This window comes from Aristophania sp. ESL1142 (assembly GCF_058107345.1).
Window position 1 is genome coordinate 855,971 of the sequence record NZ_JBYLUH010000001.1, and the last position, 24,919, is coordinate 880,889.

The window sequence follows — 24,919 nt, forward strand, 5'->3', positions numbered from 1 at the left end:
GGATGACAGTGCGTTTTCTGACAAGTCTTGTTCTGGTTACTGGTGCTATGTTTCTCATCAGAGAAGCACAGGCGGCGCCATGTCATTATGATATGAAAGCCTTACCTGCTATCACCGGTGATGTTAGTAGAGTGACGCCGCAAGGCATTTTACTGGCTGACGGAACAGAAGTTCTCTTGTCAGAATCGCTTCTGCCCCGTATTCGCCTGGATCATGAAATCACAGCGCGCGGTCTTCATAGTCTGGAAGGCCGTAAATTCCTAGCTCTGGCTTTACAGGAAGGCAGTACTATGGTCTGCCCTTCTAATGTTGATGTAGAAAAAGGCCCTTATCCAGGTTCTTCTTCCTATGACGTTATTGATAATGATGAAGAACAGTCCGAGAAATAGGGGCTTTCTGCTGTCACGTCCTCTGACCGATTATTCCAAAATCCAAGAACGGATTTCCCGTTAAGGGAAGTGCGTGAGAGATCATATAAGGGGCAGAGGGGACTTCAGTTCTTTTTAGTCAAGCTTCCAGCAGCGTGAAGTTGGGACGTTCTGATCTGTAGCAGAGCCTGGGGCAGGAGCATCGAGGATGCAGAGGATCATGTCTTTGCTATGTTTTAACGTAAAAAGCAGTCCCGCATTGCCATAATTGGATGTTGTAACAACATGGAAGTTCTGTTCTTTCATTAAATCAGCCATGGAAGTTTCGACAGGTTGTAATGTCGTTGGGACAGCGGGGGCACTATAGGATGATTTAACGCCGGCATCAGGAAGCCAGCTTCCTGTTGATTGTGCATAAGAAGATAATGGTGCACAAAGAGCGAGACCGAATATTAAAGTGAAAAACTGTTTTTTCATGGTAATCTATCTCCATTATTGCGACGATTCTTAATAATTTATTATAATATTTCTTATTTATAAAGATATTTCATCAATTTGTTAAAAACTTACCTCTATCTTGATAGAACGTAGACAAAAATTCATAATATCCCCCTCTTAATAAACACGCCTTGAAAGTTGCTTTGTGTTATGAAAATCGCTTTCGCCGCAGCTTCTACCGAGCAGGCACAGAATGCTTTTTCACATTTGACCAAATATTATGGAAGTGTCCCGCTTGATGAGGCAGAAGTTCTGGTCTGTCTCGGGGGGGACGGTTTTATGCTTGAGACCTTGCTTGAGACATTGAATAGTTCTGTCCCGGTTTTTGGGATTAATTACGGGACAGTCGGTTTTTTGATGAATGATCGTGATCATCATGATTTGATAGAGCGTCTGGCTGTTGCTGAACCAACAATTATTTCCCCTTTACATATGACAGCGAGAACCTGCAAAGGTGAGATTCATCAGGGCTTAAGCTTCAATGATGTTTATCTTTATCGTGAAACGCGGCAGTCTGCGCGAATTACAATAGAAATTGATGGCAAGCGTCGTATGGATTCCCTGGGCTGTGATGGAGTGATTTTAGCGACTCCAGCGGGATCAACAGCTTATAATCGTTCTGCTCATGGTCCTATTATTCCTTTGGGGGCTGATTTATTATCTCTCACACCAATCTCTCCCTTTTCGCCCCGTTCCTGGCGGGGGGCTCTTCTGCCGGCAGAGGCGAAGATTCGCTTTCTTATGAACCAGCCAGAAAAACGTCCTGTATCAGCTGTTGCGGGAGCGCAAGAGATACGCGATGTCGAAGAAGTTACGATTTATGAAGAACGCAATATTAAAGCGACGCTTCTTTTTGATCCCGGTCATAGTCTGTCAGAACGTATTATTGCTGAGCAGTTTGCAGGGGGATAACAGGGTCTGGAAAAGCACCGGAGAGGCTCAGAATGTCCGGTGCTTCTGATTTTTAAAAGAGTGGAGTGATGAGGGGTTTGCCGTTAAAATAGGCTACCAGATTGGCGACGACATTTTCTCCCATATTCTGGCGCGTCTCTTCTGTTGCAGACCCCTGATGAGGCTGCAGTGTGACGTTCCCAAACTTCAGAAAAGCCGGGTTGATTGCAGGTTCGTTGCAGAAGACGTCTAAGCCAGCTCCGGCGATTGTTCCATTCTCAAGCGCTTCAATCAGATCTTTTTCATTGACCACAGAACCTCGTGCGATATTGATCAACACACCTTGTGGCCCAAGGGCATTAAGGATGGATGCGTCAATAAGGTTTTTTGTTGCAGCACCACCTGGCACAGCCAGTGTCAGGACATCTGCCCATTGAGCCAGTTTCAGTAAATCCGGCTCATAATTACATGAACTTTCGGGCCGGGGGCGTCGGCTATAATAAGCAACTTCCATTTCACTGGCTTGTGCACGGCGGCCAATAGCCTGCCCGATCGCACCAAAGCCGACGATCCCCATACGTTTCTTTTCCAGTGTGTGAGAAAGAGGCGGGTAACCCTCACGTGCCCAACGTCCGGCTCTGGTATAATCCTCATTAAAGCGGAAGTTACGCTTCAATGTCATGAGGAGCATCATAGCGAGGTCTGCCACATCATGTGTGGTGCTGTTCGTTGTGACACTGACGGGAATCTGGCGCTGTTTGGCCTGTTCGAGGTCAATCTGGTCCGTTCCGACACCATTGACCGAAATGACCTTCAGATTTGGAAGAGCTGCCATCACCCCAGTGGGGATCCCGGCAGCTCCCGTTGTGGCGATGGCTTTTATCTGGTCTGCGATTGGAGCGAGGCTCGCTTTATCTTTATAATGATGGAGCGTGAAATGCTCCGAAAGCTGTTTCAGTATAGAAGGTGCATAAGCATCAATAACAAGAATATCAGCGAGAGAAGACATAATCATATCCTCAGAGGCAAGTGGCGGGGACAGTCAGAGTGCCTCCTTCGCCAGAGCTTGACAAGCCTGCTGTACATCACACCACGTTGTTTCAAAATCCTGCTCTGTGCCATAATAGGGGTCGGCAACATCTTGTCCTTCACGGCCTTCAAGACAATCAAGTAATAGAAATATCCTGGCTTTTGACGTTGCGGGTCGAAGTTTTTTTAGGGTGCTGTAATGCGTATGATCAAGCGCAATAATATGGGTAAATTCACTGAAATCACTTACTCTGACTGCTCGTGAGCGATAATGCGAAATGTCATGTCCTTCCCGTCGGGCAATAGCCTGTGCCCGTGGGTCTGGGGGATAGCCAAGATGCCAGTCTCCTGTCGCAGCGGAATCAATTCTGATTTCAAGTCCTCTTTTGCGTGCTTCCTCCCTCATGGCCAATTCTGCCAAAGGAGAGCGGCAGATATTGCCCGTGCAAACAAAAAGAAAAGAGGGGGTAGTTGTCATTCAGCAGTCTTTCACAGCGAGCGGTATATATTAGGTCAACAAGATGAAGATAAGAACGGTTTTTTCTAAAGGAAGATATAGAGTATCTATTCCCTCAGTGGATGATTTCCGTTTATGGTTAAAAAGAAAACATCTCATAATTACGAGGGTGTGTTCTTAAAAAATAAAATCAAAACCTGAAATGGTGTCCACGAAAGGATTCGAACCTTCGGCCCCAGGATTCATCCCACTACTATTTTCATAGCCACCTCACAAAAGTGAAGTGTTTGTGAGCTGGACTGTCTCTTTACCTTAAACCTTTAGGAGAAACACCAAAGGTTCTTAGGTATCGCCCGTTCAGTCTCTACACCTTCTTTCCGCCTTTAAGGCTGAAAGCTTGGCTCGGGATTGGCACGGTAAAACCAGAGCTTTCCCCGAATTTGAGCGAATCCACTGGGGGGTTTCCCACTCCCAGCGCCCAATTAAACTAGGAATCCTGTGCTCTATCCTGCTGAGCTACGTGGACACACCCGTGTTCAGTAACCTTAAATGGACTATGCTGCAAGTATGGATTTTCAACTCATGACTTGGCCTTGCGCGTCTGGCGTTCTATGAAGGTAGAGAATCATTGTCTGTCAGGTTTGCCATCCTGACGATTTACTTCCATCTTCTTGCCCTGGCACGGCCGTAACAGGATTATCATGTCCCGAATATCACAGACTTCCAACAGAGTGTTGCGTCGATTAAAGGGAATGTCTTTACCCCGCACGTCGACTTTTTTAGCCAGTCTTGCCGTTATTAGCCTGTGTGGTCTTTCTGCTTGTGGGGGAGGTGCTCGAAATCCCGACAGCCTGTCACGTCCTCGTAACCACCTTTTAGGGTCTGACCGTGGTGCACATGGAGGGAAGGATCAGCTGAAGGGAGGGGTAAATGCCTATTTATGGCGTGGGGCGATTGATACGCTTTCTTTTATGCCCATGCTTTCAGCCGATGCGCAGGGGGGCGTCATTCTGACAGACTGGTTCCAGCCGCCCAGTACGCAGGATGAGCGTTTTAAGATTGCTGCTTATATTCTTGACCGGCGTTTGCGTTCTGATGCCCTAAGGGTGACAATTTTCCGCCAGACCCGGTTGAATGGAGGAGAATGGTTGGATGCCCCCGTGGCACCGACAACAGTTTCTGATATTACAGCACGTATTTTGGAACGTGCACGCCAGTTAAGATCTGAAAATGGCGGTGGAAAGTAAATTTTAATGAGCGATCATACAGCATCACAAGCCGCTTCGGCACAATTTGACTTTCATAAATGTGAACTTCATTGGCAGAAATGCTGGGAAGAAAAGAATGTTTTTAAAGTGCCTGACGTACCTCCGGCAGACTGTCCTAAATATTATGTCCTGGAGATGTTTCCTTATCCTTCAGGGCAGCTTCATGTCGGTCACGTAAGAAACTATGCGCTTGGTGATGTTGTCGCTCGTTATAAACGCGCACAGGGTTTTTCCGTGCTTCATCCCATGGGGTGGGATGCTTTTGGCCTACCGGCAGAAAATGCGGCGCGGGAACGTGGTGTTCACCCGGGTGAATGGACAATGCAGAACATCGCTGCGATGCGTAAAACATTGCAACGTCTGGGCTTCTCTCTGGATTGGTCGCGTGAAATTGCAACGTGCCAGCCTGAATATTATGGGAAACAGCAGAAGCTGTTTCTTGATATGCTTAAGGCGGGTCTGGTAGAGCGGCGTGACGCGTCTGTTAACTGGGATCCTGTTGACCATACCGTTTTGGCCAATGAACAGGTTGTTGATGGGCGTGGCTGGCGTTCGGGTGCTTTGATTGAGAAAAAAACCCTTTCTCAATGGTTCCTGAAAATCAGTGATTATGCAGAACCTTTACTGGAAGGGCTCAAAAGCCTTGATCGTTGGCCTGATCGGGTTAAGATCATGCAAGAACGCTGGATTGGTCGCTCTGAAGGAGCAAAAATCTGTTTTCCTCTGCATAATCCACCAGTCGGTTTTGATGCTGAAGAGGACTCACTGGAAGTCTTTACCACAAGGCCCGATACGCTTTTTGGTATGAGCTTTGTTGGTATTGCGGCAGACCATCCTCTGGCGGGAAAACTTGCGGCACAGAATTCTGAAGCAAAGGCATTTATCGAAGAATGTCGCCGTCTGGGAACCTCTGAGGAAGCTCTGAACACAGCAGAGAAACGTGGTTTTGATACGGGCCTGACGGTTGTCAATCCTTTCAAACCTGAGCAGGTCGTTCCAGTCTGGATTGCTAATTTTGTTTTGACTGAATATGGCACAGGAGCAATTTTTGGCTGCCCCTGTGGCGATCAGCGTGATCTTGATTTTGCGCGTAAATATGGCCTCGAAACACCATCTATTCTCCTTCCTCCTGGTGAAGAAGAAGCTGCTTTCAAGCTTGGAAATAAAGCCATTACCGGTGAAGCGACCCTCTATAATTCTGGCTTTTTGAGTGGCAAGGACACGAAAACAGCTAAAAAAGCAGCGATTCAACGTCTTGAAGATCTCGGAATTGGTGAGAAGGTTACAAACTGGCGACTGCGAGATTGGGGTGTTTCGCGTCAGCGTTACTGGGGTTGCCCAATTCCCATAATCTATTGTGATACATGTGGTGTGGTGCCTGTACCGGAGGAGCAGCTTCCTGTCACATTGCCGCAGGATGTTACTTTTGAGCGTTCTGGCAATCCGCTGGACCATCATCCGACGTGGAAGCATGTTCATTGCCCGAATTGTGGCAAAGAAGCACGTCGTGAAACAGATACATTTGATACATTTGTTGATAGTTCCTGGTATTTTGCGCGCTTTACCAGCCCCCATGCGCTAACGCCGACTGTGCCGGATGCTGCGAATGGCTGGCTGGCCGTGGATCAGTATATCGGGGGCATAGAACATGCGATCCTGCATCTGCTTTATTCACGTTTCTTTACCAGAGCGATGCATAAAACGGGCCACCTTGCTGTAGATGAGCCTTTCAATGGCCTTTTCACACAGGGAATGGTCACGCATGAAAGCTATCGTGACGGGCAGCAATGGCTTTATCCTGAAGAGGTTGAGCGGCGGGGTGAACAAATTGTCCGTAAGGACAATGGCGCGCCAGTGACTGTCGGGCGTTCAGAAAAAATGTCCAAATCCAAGCGGAATACGGTTTCACCAGTCGATATTATCGAGCGTTATGGCGCTGATACAGCGCGCTGGTTTGTTCTTTCCGATAGTCCGCCTGAGCGCGATATGGAGTGGACAGCTGCTGGTGTGGCTGCCGCGGCCCGATTCATGCAGCGTCTCTACCGTCTGGTGCAATCTATTGCAGCGCAGGATCAGTTTGGCGTGGCTCATGGTAAGGGTGGGGACGAACTCCGCCGTGTAACACATCGGACCATAGCGGCCGTAACGGAAGCTTTGGAAGGTTTCAGCCCCAATGTAGCGGTGGCACGTATTCATGAATTAACCTCTGCTCTAGCTGATGCTGAGAAAAAACAGGGCGAGGGACTGGGTGCAGCAAGGCGGGAAGCTGCGACGACATTGGCAATGCTGATTTCGCCTATGATGCCGCATTTGGCTGAGGAATTAATGGCACTTCTTGAGCCCGGCGGAATTCTGGTTGCTGAGCGTTCATGGCCAAAAGCTGAGAAAGAATGGTTGGCTGTCAATGAAGTGACACTTGCTGTACAGGTATTGGGTAAATTAAGAGGGACAATCACGTGTCGTCCGAATGCTCCGAAAGAGGAAGTTCTGGCTCTGGCAAAATTGGAGCCAAATGTCGTCAAGGCGCTTGAAGGACAGACCATTATAAAGGAGATTCACGTTCCTGACCGGATTGTGAATTTTGTCGTGAAACCAAAATGAACCAATGTTGTCTGCCCCTAAAACGGATTTTGTTTAAACGCTGTGGGAAACTGTCTCTGCTTGCTCTGGTGATTATGAGCATGCAGGGGTGTGGATTTCATCCCCTCTATGGCGATAAATCAGTTCAGGATATGGGGGCAGATGCTTCTTATGAGCTGAAACGTGTTTACGTGGAAAATATTCCAACACGTTTTGGCCAGACGATGCGCCTTGCCCTGCAGCAGGATATGGCAGGCGATGGGTCAGTTCAGCCTGATGGTTATACACTCAAGGTCGATGGAACAGCTTCTTTTGAATCAGTTGACATCCATCTTGATAATACCTCAGGCCGCTCTCGGGTGATTGGTCGGGCAAACTGGAAATTATATAGTGTTGGAGAAGAGCCAAAATTATTGGCGCAGGGTTTTGCCCGGACGCTTGATGGTTATGATCCGACAATCCAGCAATATTTTGCCCAGACCTTAAATGATGAGACCATCATGAAACGGGTTTCGGAAACATTGGCCCATGATATTACGCAGCAGGTCGCGATCTGGTTCAAGGCACATGTAGCTCCAGGGGCAACAAAAGAACCAAATCGCGGACAGTATATAGATACTGATGAGATTCAGGATGATCATAGCGGACGCTTCCGTCATCTCGATAGTGACGGGTTCCCGGCTATGGCGACAGGCCGTGTCAAACGTGATTACTCGACCGATGATTTGTATGATCAGCAGCCTTGAAAATTGAAACACGCCATATTGACCGCACTCTGGCCGATTGTGGTGCCTGGCGCGCTCTCCTTCTTTATGGAGAAGATACGGGTCTGATTCGGGAGCGGGCAGTAAAAGCGGCAAAGCAAATAATAGGTGATTTGCAGGATCCTTTCCGTTTGACGCGGCTTGAGGGGGATGAACAGGCCAGAGTTGAAGAAGAAATGGCCGCTTTATCGCTCATTGGGGGGCGGCGTGTCGTCTGGGTGAGTGAGGTGCAGGATAACTTTGTCTCCCAGCTTGAACGTGTCATGGCAAGCGAGACAGATAGTTTGCTGATTATGGAAGCAGGTAGCTTGTCCCCACGTTCGAAATTACGGATTTTTGCAGAAAAACATTCTCAAATTGCGTCTATTGCCTGTTATGCTGAAGAGGGGCGTGTCTTAGCGCAGACCATTCAGGAGAGTTTGCAGCAGGATCATATCCGTATAGAACGCACGGCTCTTCAGTGGTTGCAGGCTCGTCTGGGGGCTGATAGAGCGCTTGTGCGCAGTGAAGTTGAAAAGCTTAAATTATATGCCCGTCCCGGTGAAACGCTTGAATTGGATGATGTAAGAGAGTGCATCGGGGACTCAGGAGGGACTTCGTTAGAAGAAGCAGTTTACGCGGCTTTTGCAGGCTTATTTCCCCAAGCTGATCTTTTATTGACAAGGGCTTTGGCTGATGGTGCTTCATCCATCTCATATGCCAGGTCGGTTTTTCAGGTTGCTGATAAAATTTATAATGTTCTTCTGAATGAGGCAGAAGGGCATTCCCGTCAGCAGGCAATCGCGATGCTCAAGCCGCCTCTTTTTTTTAAAAGAAAAGAATTATTCCAGAAGGCCTTACAGCGTTTTTCCTTGCAGATGATTGATAAGGTTTATCATGAGACGCAGACACTTGAGATAAGATGTAAGATGACAGGGGCGAGCGATTGTCTTTTATGTCAGAGGCATTTGATGTTTTTATCGAAAATCAGGAATTAGGCTTTTTCAAATAAGATAGTTTCGCCATAATAATCATAATAGTCTGTTAATCACTGTGGTGAGCCTGCTCCAGGAAGACTGTCTCTGGCAGACTTACTTATGAATAGATCGCCCTTTTTACGACAAAGGAACTTTAATAATGCTTTTACATATAGAAAAAGTTCTTACACAAGAGGAAGTGACTCAGCTACGTACGAGGTTACTTGCAGCCCCCTGGGTTGATGGTAAAGGGACAGCAGGACAGCAGTCAGCAGCATCGAAACATAATTTACAAATTGCTCCAGATAGTCCTTTAGGGCGTGAATTTTCGACGTTTATTTTAAAGAAACTTGGCACAAATCCACTCTTTAATAGTGCTGTTCTGCCTTTCCGTGTCGTACCTCCTCTGTTTAATCGTTATGATGAGGGTATGTCTTTTGGGGCACATGTGGATAATGCACTCCGTCCTATTCCAGGAATGGGGCAGCGTATCCGTACAGATGTCTCAAGTACCTTATTCCTGACAGACCCAGAGGAATATGAAGGAGGAGAGCTGTTACTTTATGGTCCTTCTGAGCAGCAGGCTGTGAAATTGCCAGCGGGCGATATGATCATTTATCCAACCACGGCGCTTCATGCTGTGCTTCCGATTAAACGTGGAAGCAGACTGGCGTCATTTTTCTGGACACAGTCTTTTGTACGTTCACAAGAAAACCGCTCAATACTCTTTGATCTGGACCAGGCGATTCAGAGACTTACAGCAGAACGGGGACCAAAGGATAGCGAAGTCTTAAATCTGACCAATATTTACCATAATCTTTTGAGATGCTGGTCAGAGCTATAAATAATTTATTTTTAAAAATGAGAGGATAGGGCCTCTGAAGAAGAGGAAATAACTAACTGTAAAACTCACGGAGATGTTTTTTTCTTTTTCTTCTTGGCCACTTCTTCAGGGACTTCAATATCAATTTCCAGAGTAGAAAATTGCTGTCCACGATCAAGCTTGACCTGCACCTTGTCCTGATCCACAGAGACATGCCGCGATAGTACTTCAAGAATCTCCTTATGTAATTTGCGGATCAGATCCGTATCTCCCTCACTGTCTGAACTACGTTCATGAGAGAGAAGAATTTGCAGGCGATCCCGAGCAACATTGCTGGAAGAGGGCTGCTTGCGTGAGAAGAAACTATCAAAAAAACTCATGCGCCCCTCTTTTTGAATAGGAAGTCAAATAAACCACGTTTTTCAGCTGGAATTGTGACATCAAGTTTCTCACCTTCAAGGCGACGGGCCGCTTCCAGATATGCCTGTGCACAAATGCTTTCAGGAGCGGATAGAGTGACAGGACTCCCGACATTGGATGCCTTGAGGATATCCTCACTTTCTGGAATAACCCCAATCAGCGGGACAGAAAGAATTTCCAACACATCGTTTATATTGAGCATTTCACCTCGCGCAGCACGTGCGGGGTCGTAACGGGTGATTAGGAGATGCTTTTCAACCTGTTCACCTTTTTCCGAGTGTGCGGTCTTGCTGTCGAGCATTCCAATGATACGGTCCGAGTCACGCACAGAACTGACTTCAGGGTTCGTCACGATCACAGCGTGGTCGGCATGGTACATGGCAAGCTGGGCACCTCGTTCAATCCCGGCAGGGCTATCACAGAGAATCCAGTCAAACTTCTCTTTTAATTCTTCCATGATCGCGGCAACCCCTTCTGGAGTCAGGGCGTCCTTGTCGCGTGTTTGCGATGCTGGAAGGATCGAAAGTGTTTCACAGCGCTTATCGCGTATCAGTGCCTGAGAGAGTTTGGCATCTCCCTGAATGACGTTTATGAGGTCAAAAACGACGCGACGTTCAACCCCCATAACCAGGTCGAGGTTACGCAAACCGACGTCAAAATCTACTACGACGACATTCTGTCCATTACGTGCGAGAGCAGCGCCTAAAGCGGCAGTTGTAGTCGTTTTGCCGACGCCCCCTTTTCCCGACGTTACAACGATAATCTTTGCCATAGACTTGTTAACCTTCTTTTACATCATCGAGAGAACGCCGGAAACAAAAACCCAGTAATTACTGTGTATTTTACATGCACAAACGCTATCTTATTATTAACGAACTGATTTTTTAAGTATTTTTTTTAATTTATTTTATTGTATCTGCTGTCCCGGCATTATCCTGAAGGCGTTTTCCAAGAAGAGCCTGAACTCTGATACGACCCTCTTCAAGAAAAATCTGTGCGGAATGACCAATGCGGGAAGGATCGATTTCTTCAGCTACAAGATAGTAGCCATCGATAGCGAGTAATTCTGCTTCAAGCCGCGATGTGTAGATTCGGGCTTCCGGGTGGTGGTTAATGCCCGCAATCACGCGTCCTCTCAGAGGGCCATATATATGGACCGAGCCACCGGCAATAATTTCAGCGCCAGAAGAAACGCCACCGATAATCACAACATCGCCTTCCAGATTCTCAATTGTCTGGCCTGATCGGACAGGACGGTCAATAATGAGTGTTCCGGAAGGAAAAGAAGAAGGTTCTTCTGCTGATGAAGGCGCTTCCTCAGGAGCTTCCGGCATGGAGACGGATCCGCTAGGTCGTCCCCCTTGCAGGGCTGCGGGCCAGTCCCATCCTACTAATGCAGGCCATGAGCGGTCCCCCCCTTCTATGCCGATAATGTGAATATGACGTTCTTTTAAAGCGGAAAGAAGGGTCGATAATCCTTCAGTTTCAGCCTCAAGAAGACCAAGGTCCAGAATAACAGGCCGACTGCTGAAGAAATTGACTGAATGACTGATCTGCACATCAAGACCTCTGAGCCATGCTTCAAGAGGTGCTTCAGGAGATAAGACAAGAGCCAGAAATGACCGCCCTCTGGCGCGAATACGCGGTGGAGGAGAGGGATCAGCTGCGAGCGGAGAAGGGTCATGGGTCATGAAATAATTTATAGCATGATTTTAGAGCAAATCCATCGGGTTTTCAGCAGGTTTTTGCAATAAGAGGCTTGGACAATTCAGCCTGGTGCCTTAGATAGAAGTGATGCGCATATTGCACCATCTACCCCTGTCTCCGCAATCTCGTTTTGTCCGGCTGTTGCTCGGAGAAAAACGCTTGCCCTGTGAACTCATTTACGAAAAAATCTGGGAACAGACAGATTCCTTTCGTGCCTTGAATCCGTCAGGGGAGGTGCCTGTTTTGGTCGAAGATAGTGGGCAGGTTGTTCCGGGCGCGACAGTGATTGCTGAGTACCTTGAAGATGTTTATCCTGATGTGTCCCTGCTTGGCCGTACGATCGCTGAACGTGTTGAGGTCCGGCGCCTTCTTGATTGGTTTGACAGATTGTTCCAGCAGGAAGTCAGTTTGAATCTTTTGGGGGAGAAAGTTGAAAAACGCCTGTTTGGTTTGGGACATCCTGATGGAACAATCCTTCGGGTTGGCTACAAGAACCTGCGTTTTCACCTTGATTATATCGGATATCTGGCTGAAACTAGAACATGGCTGGCTGGGTCTTCTCTCTCTGCTGCGGATTTTGCTGCGGCAGCCCATCTTTCAGCCTTGGATTTTCTGGGCGATATTAACTGGGCGCAGGCACCTTCAGTAAGGGACTGGTACGCCCGTGTTAAATCCCGGCCCTGTTTCCGTACATTATTGGCAGACAGGGTCAGTGGTTTTGTCGCTTCTCCGCATTATGCAGATCTTGATTTTTAAAAAAGCATTATAGAAAGCTGCGACATTAATGAAAATGCCTCAGAAAGACTGGGATGTTATCGTTCTGGGAGCCGGCGCTGCGGGCATGATGGCAGCCTCTCAGGCAGGGCAGTCAGGGGCACGTGTTCTGCTGCTTGATCATGCAGAAGAACCAGGGCGAAAGATTCTGATTTCTGGTGGGGGGCGCTGCAACTTTACCAATTTAGAGGCAAAAGATAGCGCCTATTTATCACAAAACCCCCGTTTTGTGCGTTCCGCTCTGGCCCAATATACACCCTTTATGTTTTGTGACCTGCTTAAACGTCATCAGATAAAATGGGTCGAGAAAGAACAGGGACAACTTTTTTGTCAGGACTCTGCCCGGGATATTGTTGATCTCCTGATCGCTGAGTGCCGTAAAGGGCGGGTTGAGATCCAGCTTTGTTGCCAGATTATCTCAGTTAAGCGCCATGAAGGAGGTTTTGAAGTTCAGACCTCACGGGGTGCTGTGCGGGGACGGGCCCTTATTCTGGCAACAGGAGGCTTGCCAATTCCGAAATTGGGGGCGACTGATCTCTCTTTAAGGCTTGCACGGCAATTCGGCCTTAAAATCATTTCTCCGTCTCCAGCGCTTGTGCCCCTTGTGCTTGAACAGGCCTACCCTGATCTTGCGGGGGTTTCACTGACGGTTGAGGCCTCTTTGGGAAAGAAAAAACCGAAATTTACCGGAGGGATGGTTTTTACGCATAAAGGCATTTCTGGGCCGTCTATCCTGCAAATTTCTTCTTATTGGCACAAAGGTGACCCATTGACGCTGAGGCTGTTGCCGGAAGTAAAGGTGGAAGACATGTTTGAGGAGATCAGAAAGCGTCGTCCCCATGCCCAGCCTTTGGCACTATTGGAAAAATTACCTCAGAGATTGGGGCGTGTTCTGGTTAATGGGGTCTGTGATGACCGTCCCTTGATTGAGCAGCCCATGAAATCACTGCGGGCCCTGGCATCCCTGATTGAACGCTGGGAAGTAACACCGACTGGTTCTGAAGGCTATGCAAAAGCAGAGGTTATGAGAGGCGGAATTGATACAAGGGGCCTTTCTTCCAAAACGATGGAAGCTTTGTCAGTGCCCGGCCTTTATGTTGTGGGTGAAGCCATAGATGTGACAGGATGGCTGGGTGGTTATAACTTCCAATGGGCATGGTCGAGTGGTTATGTTGCGGGAAGGGCTGCGTCTCATTATGCGAGACAAGAAAGCTGAAGTCAGGACCCTGTTATGACAGAAATTATACTTCCCTGGGTTGTGACAGGCTGTATTGCCTTTCTGGCGATGATTATTTTCCTGCGTGGCCGTGGCAATGGCCAGTTTGTTGAAAGAGAGTCCCAGAGGCAGGCTCAGGAAGCTGAATATCAAAGGCAGCAGATCGTCGCACTGGAACGTGCCCTTGGCGGCCGTCTTGAGCAGATACGTCTTGAAAATAGACAGCTTTTTGATGAGACACTGCAAAGAACGCAGAAAGATCAGGGTGATATGCGGCTGTTATTGTCTGAATCACTGCGTGAGATGGCGGAGCGGCAGCAAATGCAGATGACGGCTTTGCAGCAGAGTGTTAATGAGCGCTTGCAGGGTGCTGTCAAACAACAGATGCAGAGTAGTTTCCAGCGTGTTGTCGAACAGTTTGCCATGATGCAGAAAGCCTTGGGAGAGGTAAGACAGGCAACCGCCCAGATGAACGACCTCAAGCGTCTTTTCACCAATGTCAAAACCAGAGGTGGTTGGGGCGAAACACAATGCCGGTCTATTCTGGACGATATTTTATCTCCTGATAATTATGAATGTAATGTCAGACTATCTCCTGATAGTAATGAGATTGTTGAATTTGCGGTAAAAATGCCCTCTCACGGTCAGAAAGATGCCCCTCTTCTTGCCATAGACTGCAAATTTCCGACTGAAGCCTATGAGCGGCTTATACAGGCATCGGAAGTGGGAGATCAGGAGGCAGAAAAACAGGCTATCAAGGCTCTTGAACAGACAGTAAAGCTCGAGGCAAAGAAAATTTCCCAGAAATATATCCGTCCCCCAGTTACGGTTGATTTCGCTGTACTCTATGTGCCAACGGATGGGCTTTATACTGAAATTGTCCGTATGCCTGGTGTTATTGATGAAATTGGCCGGTTACACCGTATTTTGATTATGGGGCCTGCTTTATTGCCAGCCCTGTTGAGGACAGTTCATTTGGGATATGTTACGCTGGCTCTGGAAGAAAGGACGGAGATGATTGCAGCTCTTCTGGGAGAAACACGCCAGGAAATGCTGAAAATGGATATGGTTCTGGAAAAATTGCAGCGTAATGCCGGAACAATGGGCAATACGATTGAAGAGGCCAGACGGCGCTCACGTGTGCTTGGACGTAAATTGAACGCTCTGGGAGAAACGTCCCCAGAGGATGAGAAAAAAATTACGAAGGCAGACTGAATTTAGGGATGGGTTTTCAGACTCTTTAGAAAATTACGGCCGTCCATAAGCCTGTTTGCGATTTAAAAAGAGGTGAAAGAAAAAAATGGATAAAGCGTTGTATGAAACGATGAGCCTCTCTGAAGGTCGTGATAAAAGTAAAATCAGCCTGTTACTTGTTGAAGATGATATAGAGCTGGCGGCCGAGATTAAAGCTGATATGGAAGAACGCGGCTATCAGGTTGAGCATGCATCTTCTGGAATTCAGGGTTTGGAACTGGCCCGTGAGGTTCCTTATAACCTCATGATTATTGATCGCATGCTTCCTGGTATGGACGGTCTGACGGTTGTTGCAACACTGAGAAATGAAGGGGTGACAATGCCGGTGCTTGTACTCTCCGCGCTCTCAGCAGTTGATGATCGTGTCACTGGGTTGAAAGCAGGGGGAGATGACTATCTGACCAAGCCATTTGCCCCTGAAGAATTGGCAGTTCGGCTTGAGGTTCTTTTGCGCAGGCCTCTGACTGATACGCGTCAGACGATCCTGCAAGTAGGACCTCTCAGAATGGATCTCATTGAACGCAAAGTCTGGCGTCAGAATCGTGAGCTTGAACTATTGCCACGTGAATTTCGCCTTTTGGAATATCTGATGCGTCGCCCTGATACAGTGGTAACGCGTTCAATGTTACTCGAAGAAGTATGGAATTATCGCTTTACACCACAGACGAACCTGGTGGATGTGCATATCGGTAAGCTGCGCCGTAAGGTTGATGCAGAGGATGAGATTCCTTTGATTAAAAGCATCAGGGGGGTTGGGTTTAGTCTGAATGTTGCGCCGTAACCCCTTTCAGACCCAGGCATTTCGGTTTGCAATTACGTTAGTTGGTATCGTGATACTGGGTATGGCCATACAGCTCTTTATTATTTATGAGCAGGTCAAATCGAATGAAGATGAAGTTTCATACGGTCTGTTATGCCGGACGGCCAATCTATTGCTTCAGGATACAGAGGCTGACCTTGAAGCCAAGGTCAGAGACCGTAGCACCAATATTTTACAGATTGCCTTGAATGGAGCAGGTCTTTTTGATCAGGACCGGCATTATATCGCCGGTGATATTTCTCAATGGCCCCAGAAACTAGGCATTTCGTCACAGGTCCAGACCGTAAAATTTCATTTTAAAGACGGTAGGGTCTCGTTAATGCATGTCATGGTGGTACCTGTCCAGAAAGCGGCAAAACCGCGTTATCTGGTTCTGGCGCAGAGTGACCTGATTGGGAGAAATTTCTCTCATATTGTGGCGCATCTCGCCATATTATCAATGCTGCCTGTTATTATCATTGCGCTTCTGTCAGCTTTTCTGATCAGCCAGCGTATTTTAAGGCGTGTTGAACGTGTTCATGACACGATCAGGCGGATCATGAACGGAAACTGGCAGGAACGCCTCTCAGTTGGCAAAGACCGAGATGGTATTGAGTATATTGCCGAGACGATTAATCAGATGCTTGATCGCCTTGAACGATTAATGCAGGCTGTCCGTCACGTAGGTAATGATATCGCTCACGATTTGCGGACGCCTCTTGCCCGTTTGCAAGCCCGAATGGCCCGTCTTTCTGAATTGCCGGATCTGCCTCTTCCCTATGAAATAAAAAGATTTAACAGAGCCCTTGAGAGGAACAGGGCTGATATTGGGCAGTGTCTGGCTATGATAAAGGCACTGCTAAGGATTGCCGAAATAGAAAGCAGCCGCCGGCGTGAAGGCTTCGCCGTGTTGGATGCGGTCTCGTTGATCGTGAATATGGTTGATCTTTATGAACCGATTGCCGAGACGAAAAATGTCTCGTTAACTATGATGATTCCCTTCAAGGAGCGTGAAATTTACGCCGATCTGGATCTTCTTAACGAGGTTATGGCCAACCTTGTGGATAATGCCATAAAATTTACACCGCCAGGGGGACAGGTCTGCATCGCTTTGGGAGAAGATATGACGCATCGTACCTGGATTGAGGTGCGTGATACTGGTGCCGGAATCGCTGAAGAAGAAAGGGAGTCTGTTCTTGGCAGGTTTTACCGTACAGATAAAACGCGCATGATCCCGGGGCATGGTCTTGGTTTAAGTCTGGTTATGGCTATTCTTGATTTGCATGATGCGACATTGGAGATTAACCATAATGTCTATAATCAGGATGCAAAAGGGAGTATTTTCAGAGTAGTGTTTCCGCCTTTTTGGGATAAAGATGGTTTAAACTCCCAGAGCAACGAGGTGAAAACTTAAAACCTTATTAATGAAAATGGGATACCTCCCCTGATGAGAGTACATTATATCAGAATACTTATTTATGACATAATGTGTAATCCGACGGGAAAATTACGTGTGAAAATTTCAGTAGCAGAGTTTTATAGAATGTTGATCTCCGTAGAGAGGTTGTATAGACAATGAAGGCGATTGTCATTACGGCGCTCAAGCGGCCATATACCTTTGTTGTTCTGTCAATTTTTATAATAATATTTGGCGTAAGGGCAATTATTAATACGCCTACTGATGTTTTTCCGAGTATCCGTATCCCTGTTGTTGCAGCTATATGGTCTTATACTGGTCTGATGCCAGAAGAAATGTCAGGCCGCATTGTCTATTATTATGAGCGTGCCCTCACGGCGACTGTCGCGAATATCGAGCATATAGAGAGCGATTCCTATTATGGACGCGGGATTGTTAAGATATTTTTCCAGCCCGGGACAGACTCATCTGTTGCCCAGACGCAGATTACCTCTATCTCTCAGACAATTATCAAGCAATTACCAACAGGGGCTACGCCACCCTTGATTCTGGCGATGGATGCTTCCTCCATCCCTGTGCTGACCTTGCAGATTAATAACCCTAAGATGTCTGCGTCAGAAGTTTACAATATGGCGATGAACTTAATTAGGCCAGAGCTTGTTTCGGTGGCAGGTGCTGCTATTCCCCATCCTTATGGTGGGCAGGCTGCAAACATCATGGTAGATCTGGACCCTCTGAAACTTCTGGCACATAGGGTATCGCCACAGGATGTCTCAGTAGCCTTGAACCGGCAGAATATTGTCCTGCCCGCGGGGGATCAGCGCATCGGAGGGCTGGACATGATGGTGCGGACAAATTCTGCACCGATGGATTTGCAGGCTTTTAATAATATGCCGATTAAACAGGTTGGAAATGCCGTTGTTTATCTGCGTGATGTTGCCTGGGTTCATAAAGGAGGCCCCCCTCAGACAAATGCTGTGCTTGTACGGGGCAAGCAGGCTGTCATGATGGTCATTCTTAAAAGTGGTGATGCTTCAACATTATCAGTGGTGAGTGGTATCAAGAAACTTCTGCCACAAGTTGAGAAAACCTTGCCTGAAGGGACGACTCTGAGTGTTTTGACTGATGCGTCAGAATTTGTGAGAGAGTCCATCATAGATGTTGTGCGTGAAATGGTTATGGCGGCGATCCTGACCAGCCTCACCGTACTTCTTTTCCTCGGTTCGTGGCGGTCAACAGTGATTGTCGCAACATCCATCCCACTGGCAATTCTTTCTGCTCTGATCGGTCTTTCTCTGGCAGGACAGTCCATTAATGTGATGACACTGGGTGGTCTGGCTCTCGCGGTTGGTATTCTGGTTGATGATGCAACCGTCATGATTGAGAATATTGATGCGCATCTTCATATGGGCAAAGAATTGGAAACAGCGATTATTGATGCTGCCAACCAGATTGTTGTTCCGACTTTTGTCTCAACGACCTGTATCTGTATTGTCTGGTTGCCTCTCTTTGAGCTGACGGGCATTTCCGGCTGGCTCTTCATGCCTATGGCAGAGGCGATCATTTTCGCCATGCTTGCCTCTTTTATCCTGTCTCGTACGTTGGTTCCGACGATGGCAAACTGGCTTCTATCTTCCCAGATGCATCAATCTCATCAGTCAGGTCAGAAACAGGGTCTCAATCTGGCGCAGCGTTTTCAGAAGAGTTTTGAGACATCTTTTGAAAGATTCAGGGACGCTTATCAGGACTTACTGATAGGTCTGGTCGCGATAAGAGGGCGTTTTATCTCCCTTTTCCTGGCACTTTCACTGGCTTCGACGTGTTTATTATTTTTTACGGGACAGAATTTCTTCCCGGAAATTAAATCAGGGACGCTTCAATTTCATATGAGAGCTCCGATCGGGACACGTCTTGAAGAAACAGCCAAGATTAATGGACTGGTAGAAAAGCAGATCCGCCAGCTTTTACCGGGCCAGGTTGAAACAGTTGTTAATAATTGTGGATTGCCCGCGAGCCAGCTGAACCAGGCAATGCTTCCGACACCGACAGTCGGAACGCAGGATTGTGACGTGACCGTCCAGCTTAAAAATTCAGAAAGCCCTATCCCTGACTATCGGCGTATCGTGCGCAAGGGACTAAGAGAATCCTTTCCGGGTACGTCGATCACGTTCCAGCCGGGCGACTTGACGGCACGAATTCTGAATTTCGGTCTTCCAGCGCCTATTGATGTCCAGATTGTAGGGACAAACTTGCAGGAAAATTATGCCTTTGCCGTCAAGTTTGCCAATAAAATGCGTCATATAGCTGGAATTACTGACGTTTCTGTTCAGGAGCCAATGACGGAACCAACGCTTAAAGTAAATGCACGTCGGAGTTTTGCCCTTGGTACCGGGATTACCGAGAGAGATGTTGCCTCCAATATGTTGATTGCCCTTTCAGGAAGTTCACAGGTCGGACAGACATATTATCTCAATCCCCAAGGTGTTTCGCAGCTAATCGATGTGCAGATGCCTGCCCGGTATTTGCAGGGGATGAATCAGCTTGAGATGATTCCGGTTGATAAAGGTGATGGTAATCCAAAGGGCCAGACAATGCAGATTTTAGGAGGGCTGACCGATATTACCGCAACAGGAACGCCTGCCGAGGTCTCCCATTATAATATCATGCCCGTATTCAATATTTATGCTTCTCCCGAGGATACGGATCTGGGATCAGTTTCACGTGCCGTGAAAAGACTGGTCGAGAAAGAAAATAAAAATCTTCCTCATGCGGCGACTATGACTGTCAGAGGGCAGGCTGTCACCATGAGCAGCGCTTATATTCAATTGATAGGGGGGCTGGCTTTGTCTATTGCCCTTGTCTATCTGATTATCGTTGTTAATTTCCAATCCTGGCTGGATCCTTTCGTGATTATTATGGCTCTTCCGGGAGCGCTCGCTGGTATTTCTTGGAGCCTGTTTTTAACTCATACGACTCTGTCTGTTCCGGCTTTGACAGGGGCGATCATGTGTATGGGGACGGCAACAGCTAATGCCATTCTGGTTGTTGCGTTTGCTCGTGAAAGATTGGAGGAGCATGGAGATGCACTTAAAGCAGCTGTTGAAGCAGGTTATGAGCGTATTAGGCCTGTCCTCATGACTGCGCTGGCCATGATGATTGGTATGATTCCCATGTCTGTCAGTAATTCTGATAATGCGCCTCTTGGAAAAGCCGTGATTGGTGGGTTGATGGTTGCAACAATTGCCACGCTTTTACTGGTACCCTGTGTTTTCGCCTTGCTACATCATAAACAAACTCCTTCAAACGCCCCCTTAAAGTCAGAAGGTTCGTCATCAGAAGGAGAGGCAGCATGAAGTCCGTCCATCATTCTAAGGCTGGTTCATCACGTGTGCGAGGCCGTCTTATTCTTCTGGGGATTTTATTATTGGCCCTGATCCTGGCCGGGTGGGGGATTATCCAGAGAAGTATTCATAGCCATAATGTGGCCGTGGAAACAGAAGATGCCTCTATTCCAAGAGTGGCGCTGATTTCACCCCAACCAGGGCCTCCAACACGGACTGTCCATCTGCCGGCAAATCTGGCGGCTTGGTATGAAGCACCGATTTATGCCCAGGTCTCCGGCTATGTTAAAATGTGGTATAAAGATTACGGTGCTCACGTCAAAAAGGGAGATGTACTGGCTGAGATTAGTACCCCTAGTCTGGATGCCCAATTTGCAGCAGCCAAGGCTCATTATGACGTGGTGATGGCGCGTTATAAACTCGCCCTGATTACGTCAGAACGCTGGAGCGCTCTAAAAAGTACCCAAGCGGTTTCTCGTCAGGAAGTTGATGTCCAGATTGCTAATGCTGCTGCACAGAAAGCTGAACTTGAGGCTGCTGCCCATGACGTGGAACGCTTCCAAGCCCTTGAGAACTTCAAGAAGATTGTCGCGCCATTTGATGGAATTGTAACGTCACGTCTGGTCAATGTCGGTGATTATGTGAATGGCGAAGGCGGTAATCTCAGCTCACGTGGGAGTATTGCAGAGCTTTTTTCTGTAGCAGACGTTCATAAAATACGCGTATTTGTGTCCGTTCCACAGGATTATGCCAGTGTTATTTCATCTAAAATCAGTGCTGATCTGACAGTACCACAATATCCGGGGCGTGTTTTTCATGCGAAGTTTCTAGCAACAGCAAAGGCTTTTAATGCGGCAACCCGTACTGTGACAACGGAATTGTGCCTCGACAACCCGGCAGGATTATTGTGGCCAAATTCTTACGCTACAGCGAAGATTATGGCGCCAGGGGATCCGTCAATTCTGATTGTGCCGACTGGTGCGCTTATTTTCCGTGCTCAGGGGACACAGCTTGCCAAAGTGGTTGGAAATCACGTGCATTTGCAGAATGTGGAAACAGGGATCAATTTCGGCACGACCCTACAGATTTTAAGTGGCATCAAGGCCACGGATATGATTGTTGCTAATCCGACAGCTGATCTTCTGGATGGGGATCAGGTTAGGATTGTTCCGACAACGCACGGTTATAATTCACATGCTAGGTCAAAAGCTGCCCCTAAACCTCTTGAAAATAATACGCCTGGAGATATGCGGCGTGCTGCAGCCTCTTCTCCCGAAGATACGACAGCCAATGATAATAAGAAATCTCTTGATGATAAAGCATCATCAGTGAAAGGAAACGGTCATAGTAAGGCATTGGAACAAATGAAGAAACAAAAGCCATGATGTTTTTTCTTAAACATCTGCGCCTGACCTCCCTGTTGCTGGGTTCTGTCTCTCTAGGGTTGACCTCCTGCGATTTGGCGCCTGCCTATAAACCGCCTCATTATATTTATCCAGATGGATGGGCAGGGAAGGGGATCATGAAAAACGCCCAGCCGGTTGATGCTGAACCACGCGGTCATTGGTGGACTGTTCTCAAGGATCCTGTTCTTGATGAACTCGAAGAAAGAATGCTTGCAACAAATCCTGATCTGCAGGCAGCAGCTGAAAGCTTTACGCAGGCAAGGGATGTTGCGCGTGAGAGTGAAAGTCAGCTCTACCCGCAATTAACAGGTTCAGGGCGGATGAGTAAGAACAAGTCTTCTGAAGGCCGTTTGTTTCGGCGCAATAATGGAAATTCCATTATCTATGAGTCAAATGAGGCTTATAGCGGCGCAGCGACGTGGGAACCTGATTTCTGGGATTCCATCCGTAATGCAACAAGAATGGAAAAAAATCTGGCTCAAGCCAGCGCTGCTGATTACGTCTTGACGCGTCTTTCCCTTCAGGCCGAGCTTGCAAGTGACTATGTGGCATTGCGTGGGTTGGACGCCCAATTATCAGTCTATGAAGATTCAATTCGCTACTTCCAGGCAGCTGTTGAAATCACGCGCATGAGGCAAGGTGGAGCGATCGGAGCGGGGTTGGATGTGTCCCGTGCGGAAAACCAGCTTTATTCTGCCCAGGCTGAGCATGATAATGTACAAGCTGCCCGCGAAGTTATGGAGCATGCCATTGCTGTGCTTCTCAATACAGTGCCAGCTGCATTCCATATAAAACCCGTCAAGGGGTCTCATCTGAACTTTGATGTTATGGCGGTCAAGGCAGGATTGCCATCCGATCTGCTGGAGCGCCGGCCCGATATTGCTGTGGCGGAGCGTCAGATGGCAGCAGCAACCCGCGCCATTGGTGTTTCTCGTGCGGCTTTTTATCCACATATCACTTTCAGTGCTACAGGTGGATTTGAAGATGGCGGATTTGACCTGGCGAGTATCTCAAAGGCGTTCTGGAGCATTGCAGTGCAGGCTGTTGAGCCTGTTTTTACCGGTGGGTTGCGCAGGGCGGCCCTTCAGAGGGCCTGGTCACAATATCGGCAGGCTGTGGATGACTATAGAAGTGTCGTGTTGAATGCTTTTGGTGATGTGGAAGATGGTTTGAGCCAGATCAGACTATTCCATCAGGAACAGCTTCATCAACATCAGGCTGTTGATGCGGCTCTGAGAACGCAAAGCATGACGATGGCTCTTTATACAGGTGGCCTTTCGAATTATCTCGATGCTTTAGTCGCACAGCAGGATGCTCTTCTGGCGCGGCTGCAAGAAGTCAGGGCGCAGACAGCGCAAATCCAGGCCGGTATCAGGTTGATTCGTGCCCTTGGAGGTGGATGGAAAAAGGATGATCTGCCCAAGGTTAAGGAAATTGATCCCTTTGGCCCCCTCCAATATGAGAATCTTGATCACCCGAAAGTCGTGGGTGGGGTAGAGAGCCAGACGAAACTGGATGTGAATGATTTTTCACCCAAGGCTGTTATGGGACATAAATCTTGACAGAGTCTTTATTCTCATATAGGCGCAGTCATACATCGAACGTGGGAGGGGGATTCTGTCTCCTGTCAAGACCACGGTTCGGGAACAAATTATAGGGAGTCCCGGATATGGCCAAGAAAATCGTTGGCTACATCAAATTACAAATTCCGGCCGGCAAGGCCAATCCATCACCACCAGTAGGTCCAGCTCTCGGTCAGCGTGGTCTGAACATTATGCAGTTTTGCAAAGAGTTCAATGCCAAAACGCAGACTCTTGAGCCAGGTATGCCGATTCCTGTTGTAATTACGGCCTATGCGGACCGTACTTTCAGCTTTATTACGAAAACGCCGCCTAATACATATTTCTTGCTGAAAGCTGCCAAGATTTCTAAAGGCAGCCAGACAGTTGGTAAGTCTGCTTCTGTTGGTTCTGTCAAAATCTCTCAGCTCCGCGAGATCGCAGAGACGAAGTTTAAAGACATGAACGCCAATGATATTGATGGTGCCGTGCGTATGCTTGCCGGTTCTGCCAAATCAATGGGTCTTGACGTGGTGGAGGGCTAAGTCCATGGCAAAGAATAAACGTCTGGCTGCAATCCGCGCAACGATTGATGCCAATAAGAATTATGCCGTTGACGAAGCAATTGCTCTTGTAAAAAAGAACGCAACAGCCAAATTTGACGAAACAGTAGAGATCTCCCTGAATCTGGGGATTGATCCTCGTCATGCTGACCAGATGGTTCGCGGGCTCGTTTCTCTTCCTCATGGCACAGGTAAAACCATCCGCGTTGGTGTGTTTGCTCGTGGTGCTAAAGCAGAAGAGGCACAGGCTGCAGGTGCTGATGTTGTCGGCGCAGAAGATCTGGCTGAGAAAATTCAGGCTGGTGAAATTGATTTCGACCGCTGCATTGCAACACCTGATATGATGGCTCTGGTTGGTCGTTTGGGTAAAGTTCTTGGTCCACGCGGGCTTATGCCCAACCCTCGCCTGGGCACAGTGACCATGGATGTTAAATCCGCGATTGAAGCAGCAAAATCAGGTCAGGTTGAATATCGTGCCGAAAAGGCTGGTATTGTTCATGCTGGTATCGGTAAGGCTTCTTTCACTGAAGCGCAGCTTGCTGATAACCTGAAAGCATTTGTTGGTGCTGTCCAGAAGGCACGTCCAGCAGGTGCAAAAGGGACATATCTGAAAAAGGCTGCTCTGGCATCCACAATGGGTGCTGGTGTCTCTCTGGACGTTTCTGGTCTGGAAGGCTAATAAAGGGCCTTGATAAAGAGATCGCTGCCTTTAGGGGTGGTGTCCGGGGCAGGTGACTGCCCCATTCCTGTCCAAGAGCGTACGTAAAATTCCTTCAGGAATTTTCTAAGGATCGGTAAGATCGCGGGCGTCAGATAGGTGGAAACCGTT

The 24,919-nt window shown here is 47.8% G+C and carries 23 protein-coding genes; 17 read left to right on the forward strand and 6 right to left on the reverse strand.

Features of this window, described 5'->3' with window-relative positions:
- Positions 1–2: 2 nt before the first annotated feature.
- A complete protein-coding gene (locus AC3B6P_RS03995) occupies positions 3–389 on the forward strand; it encodes a hypothetical protein (RefSeq protein ID WP_489804836.1) in 387 nt (128 codons plus the stop codon).
- A gap of 114 nt (positions 390–503) precedes the next feature.
- On the opposite strand, the gene AC3B6P_RS04000 is transcribed toward AC3B6P_RS03995, so the two are convergent.
- Positions 504–845: a hypothetical protein gene (locus AC3B6P_RS04000; RefSeq protein WP_489804837.1), complete on the reverse strand. Its 342-nt coding sequence runs from the start codon at positions 843–845 to the stop codon at positions 504–506.
- A 171-nt stretch (positions 846–1,016) separates the two neighbouring features.
- Here AC3B6P_RS04000 and AC3B6P_RS04005 point away from each other — a divergent pair, with 171 nt between their 5' ends.
- A complete protein-coding gene (locus AC3B6P_RS04005) occupies positions 1,017–1,778 on the forward strand; it encodes an NAD kinase (RefSeq protein ID WP_489804838.1) in 762 nt (253 codons plus the stop codon).
- 52 nt (positions 1,779–1,830) lie between these two features.
- Here the strand turns inward: AC3B6P_RS04005 and AC3B6P_RS04010 are convergent, their stop codons facing one another.
- Positions 1,831–2,766 carry a 2-hydroxyacid dehydrogenase gene (locus AC3B6P_RS04010; RefSeq protein WP_489804839.1) on the reverse strand — a complete coding sequence of 312 codons (936 nt, stop codon included), beginning with the start codon at positions 2,764–2,766 and terminating at the stop codon, positions 1,831–1,833.
- Positions 2,767–2,799: 33 nt separating this feature from the next.
- Entirely contained in the window at positions 2,800–3,264 is a 465-nt protein-coding gene (locus tag AC3B6P_RS04015) for a low molecular weight protein-tyrosine-phosphatase (protein ID WP_489804840.1), read from the reverse strand.
- Positions 3,265–3,995: 731 nt separating this feature from the next.
- Between AC3B6P_RS04015 and AC3B6P_RS04020 the strand changes: the two genes are divergently transcribed.
- From AC3B6P_RS04020 to AC3B6P_RS04040, 5 genes are all read left to right on the forward strand, one after another.
- Entirely contained in the window at positions 3,996–4,490 is a 495-nt protein-coding gene (locus AC3B6P_RS04020) for a DUF3576 domain-containing protein (RefSeq protein ID WP_489805537.1), read from the forward strand.
- A 6-nt stretch (positions 4,491–4,496) separates the two neighbouring features.
- Positions 4,497–7,112 carry a leucine--tRNA ligase gene (gene leuS / locus AC3B6P_RS04025; RefSeq protein ID WP_489804841.1) on the forward strand — a complete coding sequence of 872 codons (2,616 nt, stop codon included), beginning with the start codon at positions 4,497–4,499 and terminating at the stop codon, positions 7,110–7,112.
- Between the two features lie 29 nt (positions 7,113–7,141).
- The gene (locus AC3B6P_RS04030; protein WP_489804842.1) at positions 7,142–7,837 is read left to right on the forward strand and encodes a hypothetical protein; all 696 of its coding nucleotides are present in this window, start codon (positions 7,142–7,144) and stop codon (positions 7,835–7,837) included.
- Positions 7,834–8,832, forward strand: coding sequence for a DNA polymerase III subunit delta (gene holA / locus AC3B6P_RS04035; protein ID WP_489804843.1), 999 nt, complete (start codon positions 7,834–7,836; stop codon positions 8,830–8,832). The genes AC3B6P_RS04030 and holA overlap by 4 nt, the downstream gene beginning before the upstream one ends.
- A 139-nt stretch (positions 8,833–8,971) precedes the next feature.
- Entirely contained in the window at positions 8,972–9,655 is a 684-nt protein-coding gene (locus AC3B6P_RS04040; RefSeq protein WP_489804844.1) for a Fe2+-dependent dioxygenase, read from the forward strand.
- 65 nt (positions 9,656–9,720) lie between these two features.
- Here the strand turns inward: AC3B6P_RS04040 and minE are convergent, their stop codons facing one another.
- From minE to minC, 3 genes are all read right to left on the reverse strand, one after another.
- Complete coding sequence (gene minE, locus AC3B6P_RS04045) at positions 9,721–10,014, reverse strand: cell division topological specificity factor MinE (RefSeq protein WP_489804845.1); 294 nt, start codon at positions 10,012–10,014, stop codon at positions 9,721–9,723.
- Positions 10,011–10,826 carry a septum site-determining protein MinD gene (minD, locus tag AC3B6P_RS04050; RefSeq protein WP_489804846.1) on the reverse strand — a complete coding sequence of 272 codons (816 nt, stop codon included), beginning with the start codon at positions 10,824–10,826 and terminating at the stop codon, positions 10,011–10,013. The genes minE and minD overlap by 4 nt, the downstream gene beginning before the upstream one ends.
- 130 nt (positions 10,827–10,956) lie before the next feature.
- On the reverse strand, positions 10,957–11,745 hold the full coding sequence (gene minC, locus AC3B6P_RS04055) for a septum site-determining protein MinC (protein WP_489804847.1): 789 nt from the start codon (positions 11,743–11,745) through the stop codon (positions 10,957–10,959).
- Positions 11,746–11,848: 103 nt separating this feature from the next.
- On the opposite strand from minC, the gene AC3B6P_RS04060 reads away from it, so the two are divergent.
- From AC3B6P_RS04060 to rplA, 10 genes are all read left to right on the forward strand, one after another.
- Entirely contained in the window at positions 11,849–12,517 is a 669-nt protein-coding gene (locus tag AC3B6P_RS04060; protein ID WP_489805538.1) for a glutathione S-transferase family protein, read from the forward strand.
- 28 nt (positions 12,518–12,545) lie between these two features.
- Positions 12,546–13,751 carry a BaiN/RdsA family NAD(P)/FAD-dependent oxidoreductase gene (locus tag AC3B6P_RS04065; RefSeq protein ID WP_489804848.1) on the forward strand — a complete coding sequence of 402 codons (1,206 nt, stop codon included), beginning with the start codon at positions 12,546–12,548 and terminating at the stop codon, positions 13,749–13,751.
- Between the two features lie 15 nt (positions 13,752–13,766).
- Positions 13,767–14,966 (forward strand): DNA recombination protein RmuC, encoded by a 1,200-nt coding sequence (locus tag AC3B6P_RS04070; RefSeq protein WP_489804849.1) that lies wholly within the window; start codon positions 13,767–13,769, stop codon positions 14,964–14,966.
- 109 nt (positions 14,967–15,075) lie between these two features.
- On the forward strand, positions 15,076–15,786 hold the full coding sequence (locus AC3B6P_RS04075; RefSeq protein ID WP_489805539.1) for a response regulator transcription factor: 711 nt from the start codon (positions 15,076–15,078) through the stop codon (positions 15,784–15,786).
- On the forward strand, positions 15,773–17,218 hold the full coding sequence (locus AC3B6P_RS04080; protein ID WP_489804850.1) for a sensor histidine kinase: 1,446 nt from the start codon (positions 15,773–15,775) through the stop codon (positions 17,216–17,218). Before AC3B6P_RS04075 ends, AC3B6P_RS04080 begins: the two co-directional genes overlap by 14 nt.
- Before the next feature lie 161 nt (positions 17,219–17,379).
- Entirely contained in the window at positions 17,380–20,574 is a 3,195-nt protein-coding gene (locus AC3B6P_RS04085) for an efflux RND transporter permease subunit (RefSeq protein ID WP_489804851.1), read from the forward strand.
- On the forward strand, positions 20,571–21,947 hold the full coding sequence (locus AC3B6P_RS04090; protein WP_489804852.1) for an efflux RND transporter periplasmic adaptor subunit: 1,377 nt from the start codon (positions 20,571–20,573) through the stop codon (positions 21,945–21,947). Before AC3B6P_RS04085 ends, AC3B6P_RS04090 begins: the two co-directional genes overlap by 4 nt.
- On the forward strand, positions 21,944–23,530 hold the full coding sequence (locus AC3B6P_RS04095) for an efflux transporter outer membrane subunit (protein WP_489804853.1): 1,587 nt from the start codon (positions 21,944–21,946) through the stop codon (positions 23,528–23,530). The genes AC3B6P_RS04090 and AC3B6P_RS04095 overlap by 4 nt, the downstream gene beginning before the upstream one ends.
- Positions 23,531–23,637: 107 nt before the next feature.
- Entirely contained in the window at positions 23,638–24,072 is a 435-nt protein-coding gene (gene rplK / locus AC3B6P_RS04100; RefSeq protein WP_489804854.1) for a 50S ribosomal protein L11, read from the forward strand.
- Between the two features lie 4 nt (positions 24,073–24,076).
- Positions 24,077–24,769, forward strand: a complete 693-nt coding sequence (gene rplA, locus AC3B6P_RS04105) for a 50S ribosomal protein L1 (RefSeq protein ID WP_489804855.1) — start codon at positions 24,077–24,079, stop codon at positions 24,767–24,769.
- The last annotated feature ends 150 nt before the right edge of the window (positions 24,770–24,919 follow it).

Coding starts and splice junctions, on each gene's coding strand:
- rplA (WP_489804855.1), top strand. CDS start 24,077: ATGGCAAAGAATAAACGTCTGGCTGCAATCCGCGCAACGATTGATGCC.
- AC3B6P_RS04040 (WP_489804844.1), top strand. CDS start 8,972: ATGCTTTTACATATAGAAAAAGTTCTTACACAAGAGGAAGTGACTCAG.
- minE (WP_489804845.1), bottom strand. CDS start 10,014: ATGAGTTTTTTTGATAGTTTCTTCTCACGCAAGCAGCCCTCTTCCAGC.
- AC3B6P_RS04060 (WP_489805538.1), top strand. CDS start 11,849: ATGCGCATATTGCACCATCTACCCCTGTCTCCGCAATCTCGTTTTGTC.
- rplK (WP_489804854.1), top strand. CDS start 23,638: ATGGCCAAGAAAATCGTTGGCTACATCAAATTACAAATTCCGGCCGGC.
- AC3B6P_RS04095 (WP_489804853.1), top strand. CDS start 21,944: ATGATGTTTTTTCTTAAACATCTGCGCCTGACCTCCCTGTTGCTGGGT.
- AC3B6P_RS04015 (WP_489804840.1), bottom strand. CDS start 3,264: ATGACAACTACCCCCTCTTTTCTTTTTGTTTGCACGGGCAATATCTGC.
- AC3B6P_RS04070 (WP_489804849.1), top strand. CDS start 13,767: ATGACAGAAATTATACTTCCCTGGGTTGTGACAGGCTGTATTGCCTTT.
- AC3B6P_RS03995 (WP_489804836.1), top strand. CDS start 3: ATGACAGTGCGTTTTCTGACAAGTCTTGTTCTGGTTACTGGTGCTATG.
- AC3B6P_RS04065 (WP_489804848.1), top strand. CDS start 12,546: ATGAAAATGCCTCAGAAAGACTGGGATGTTATCGTTCTGGGAGCCGGC.
- AC3B6P_RS04085 (WP_489804851.1), top strand. CDS start 17,380: ATGAAGGCGATTGTCATTACGGCGCTCAAGCGGCCATATACCTTTGTT.
- minD (WP_489804846.1), bottom strand. CDS start 10,826: ATGGCAAAGATTATCGTTGTAACGTCGGGAAAAGGGGGCGTCGGCAAA.
- AC3B6P_RS04075 (WP_489805539.1), top strand. CDS start 15,076: ATGAGCCTCTCTGAAGGTCGTGATAAAAGTAAAATCAGCCTGTTACTT.
- AC3B6P_RS04090 (WP_489804852.1), top strand. CDS start 20,571: ATGAAGTCCGTCCATCATTCTAAGGCTGGTTCATCACGTGTGCGAGGC.
- AC3B6P_RS04000 (WP_489804837.1), bottom strand. CDS start 845: ATGAAAAAACAGTTTTTCACTTTAATATTCGGTCTCGCTCTTTGTGCA.
- AC3B6P_RS04010 (WP_489804839.1), bottom strand. CDS start 2,766: ATGTCTTCTCTCGCTGATATTCTTGTTATTGATGCTTATGCACCTTCT.
- AC3B6P_RS04020 (WP_489805537.1), top strand. CDS start 3,996: ATGTCTTTACCCCGCACGTCGACTTTTTTAGCCAGTCTTGCCGTTATT.
- AC3B6P_RS04080 (WP_489804850.1), top strand. CDS start 15,773: ATGTTGCGCCGTAACCCCTTTCAGACCCAGGCATTTCGGTTTGCAATT.
- AC3B6P_RS04005 (WP_489804838.1), top strand. CDS start 1,017: ATGAAAATCGCTTTCGCCGCAGCTTCTACCGAGCAGGCACAGAATGCT.
- minC (WP_489804847.1), bottom strand. CDS start 11,745: ATGACCCATGACCCTTCTCCGCTCGCAGCTGATCCCTCTCCTCCACCG.
- leuS (WP_489804841.1), top strand. CDS start 4,497: ATGAGCGATCATACAGCATCACAAGCCGCTTCGGCACAATTTGACTTT.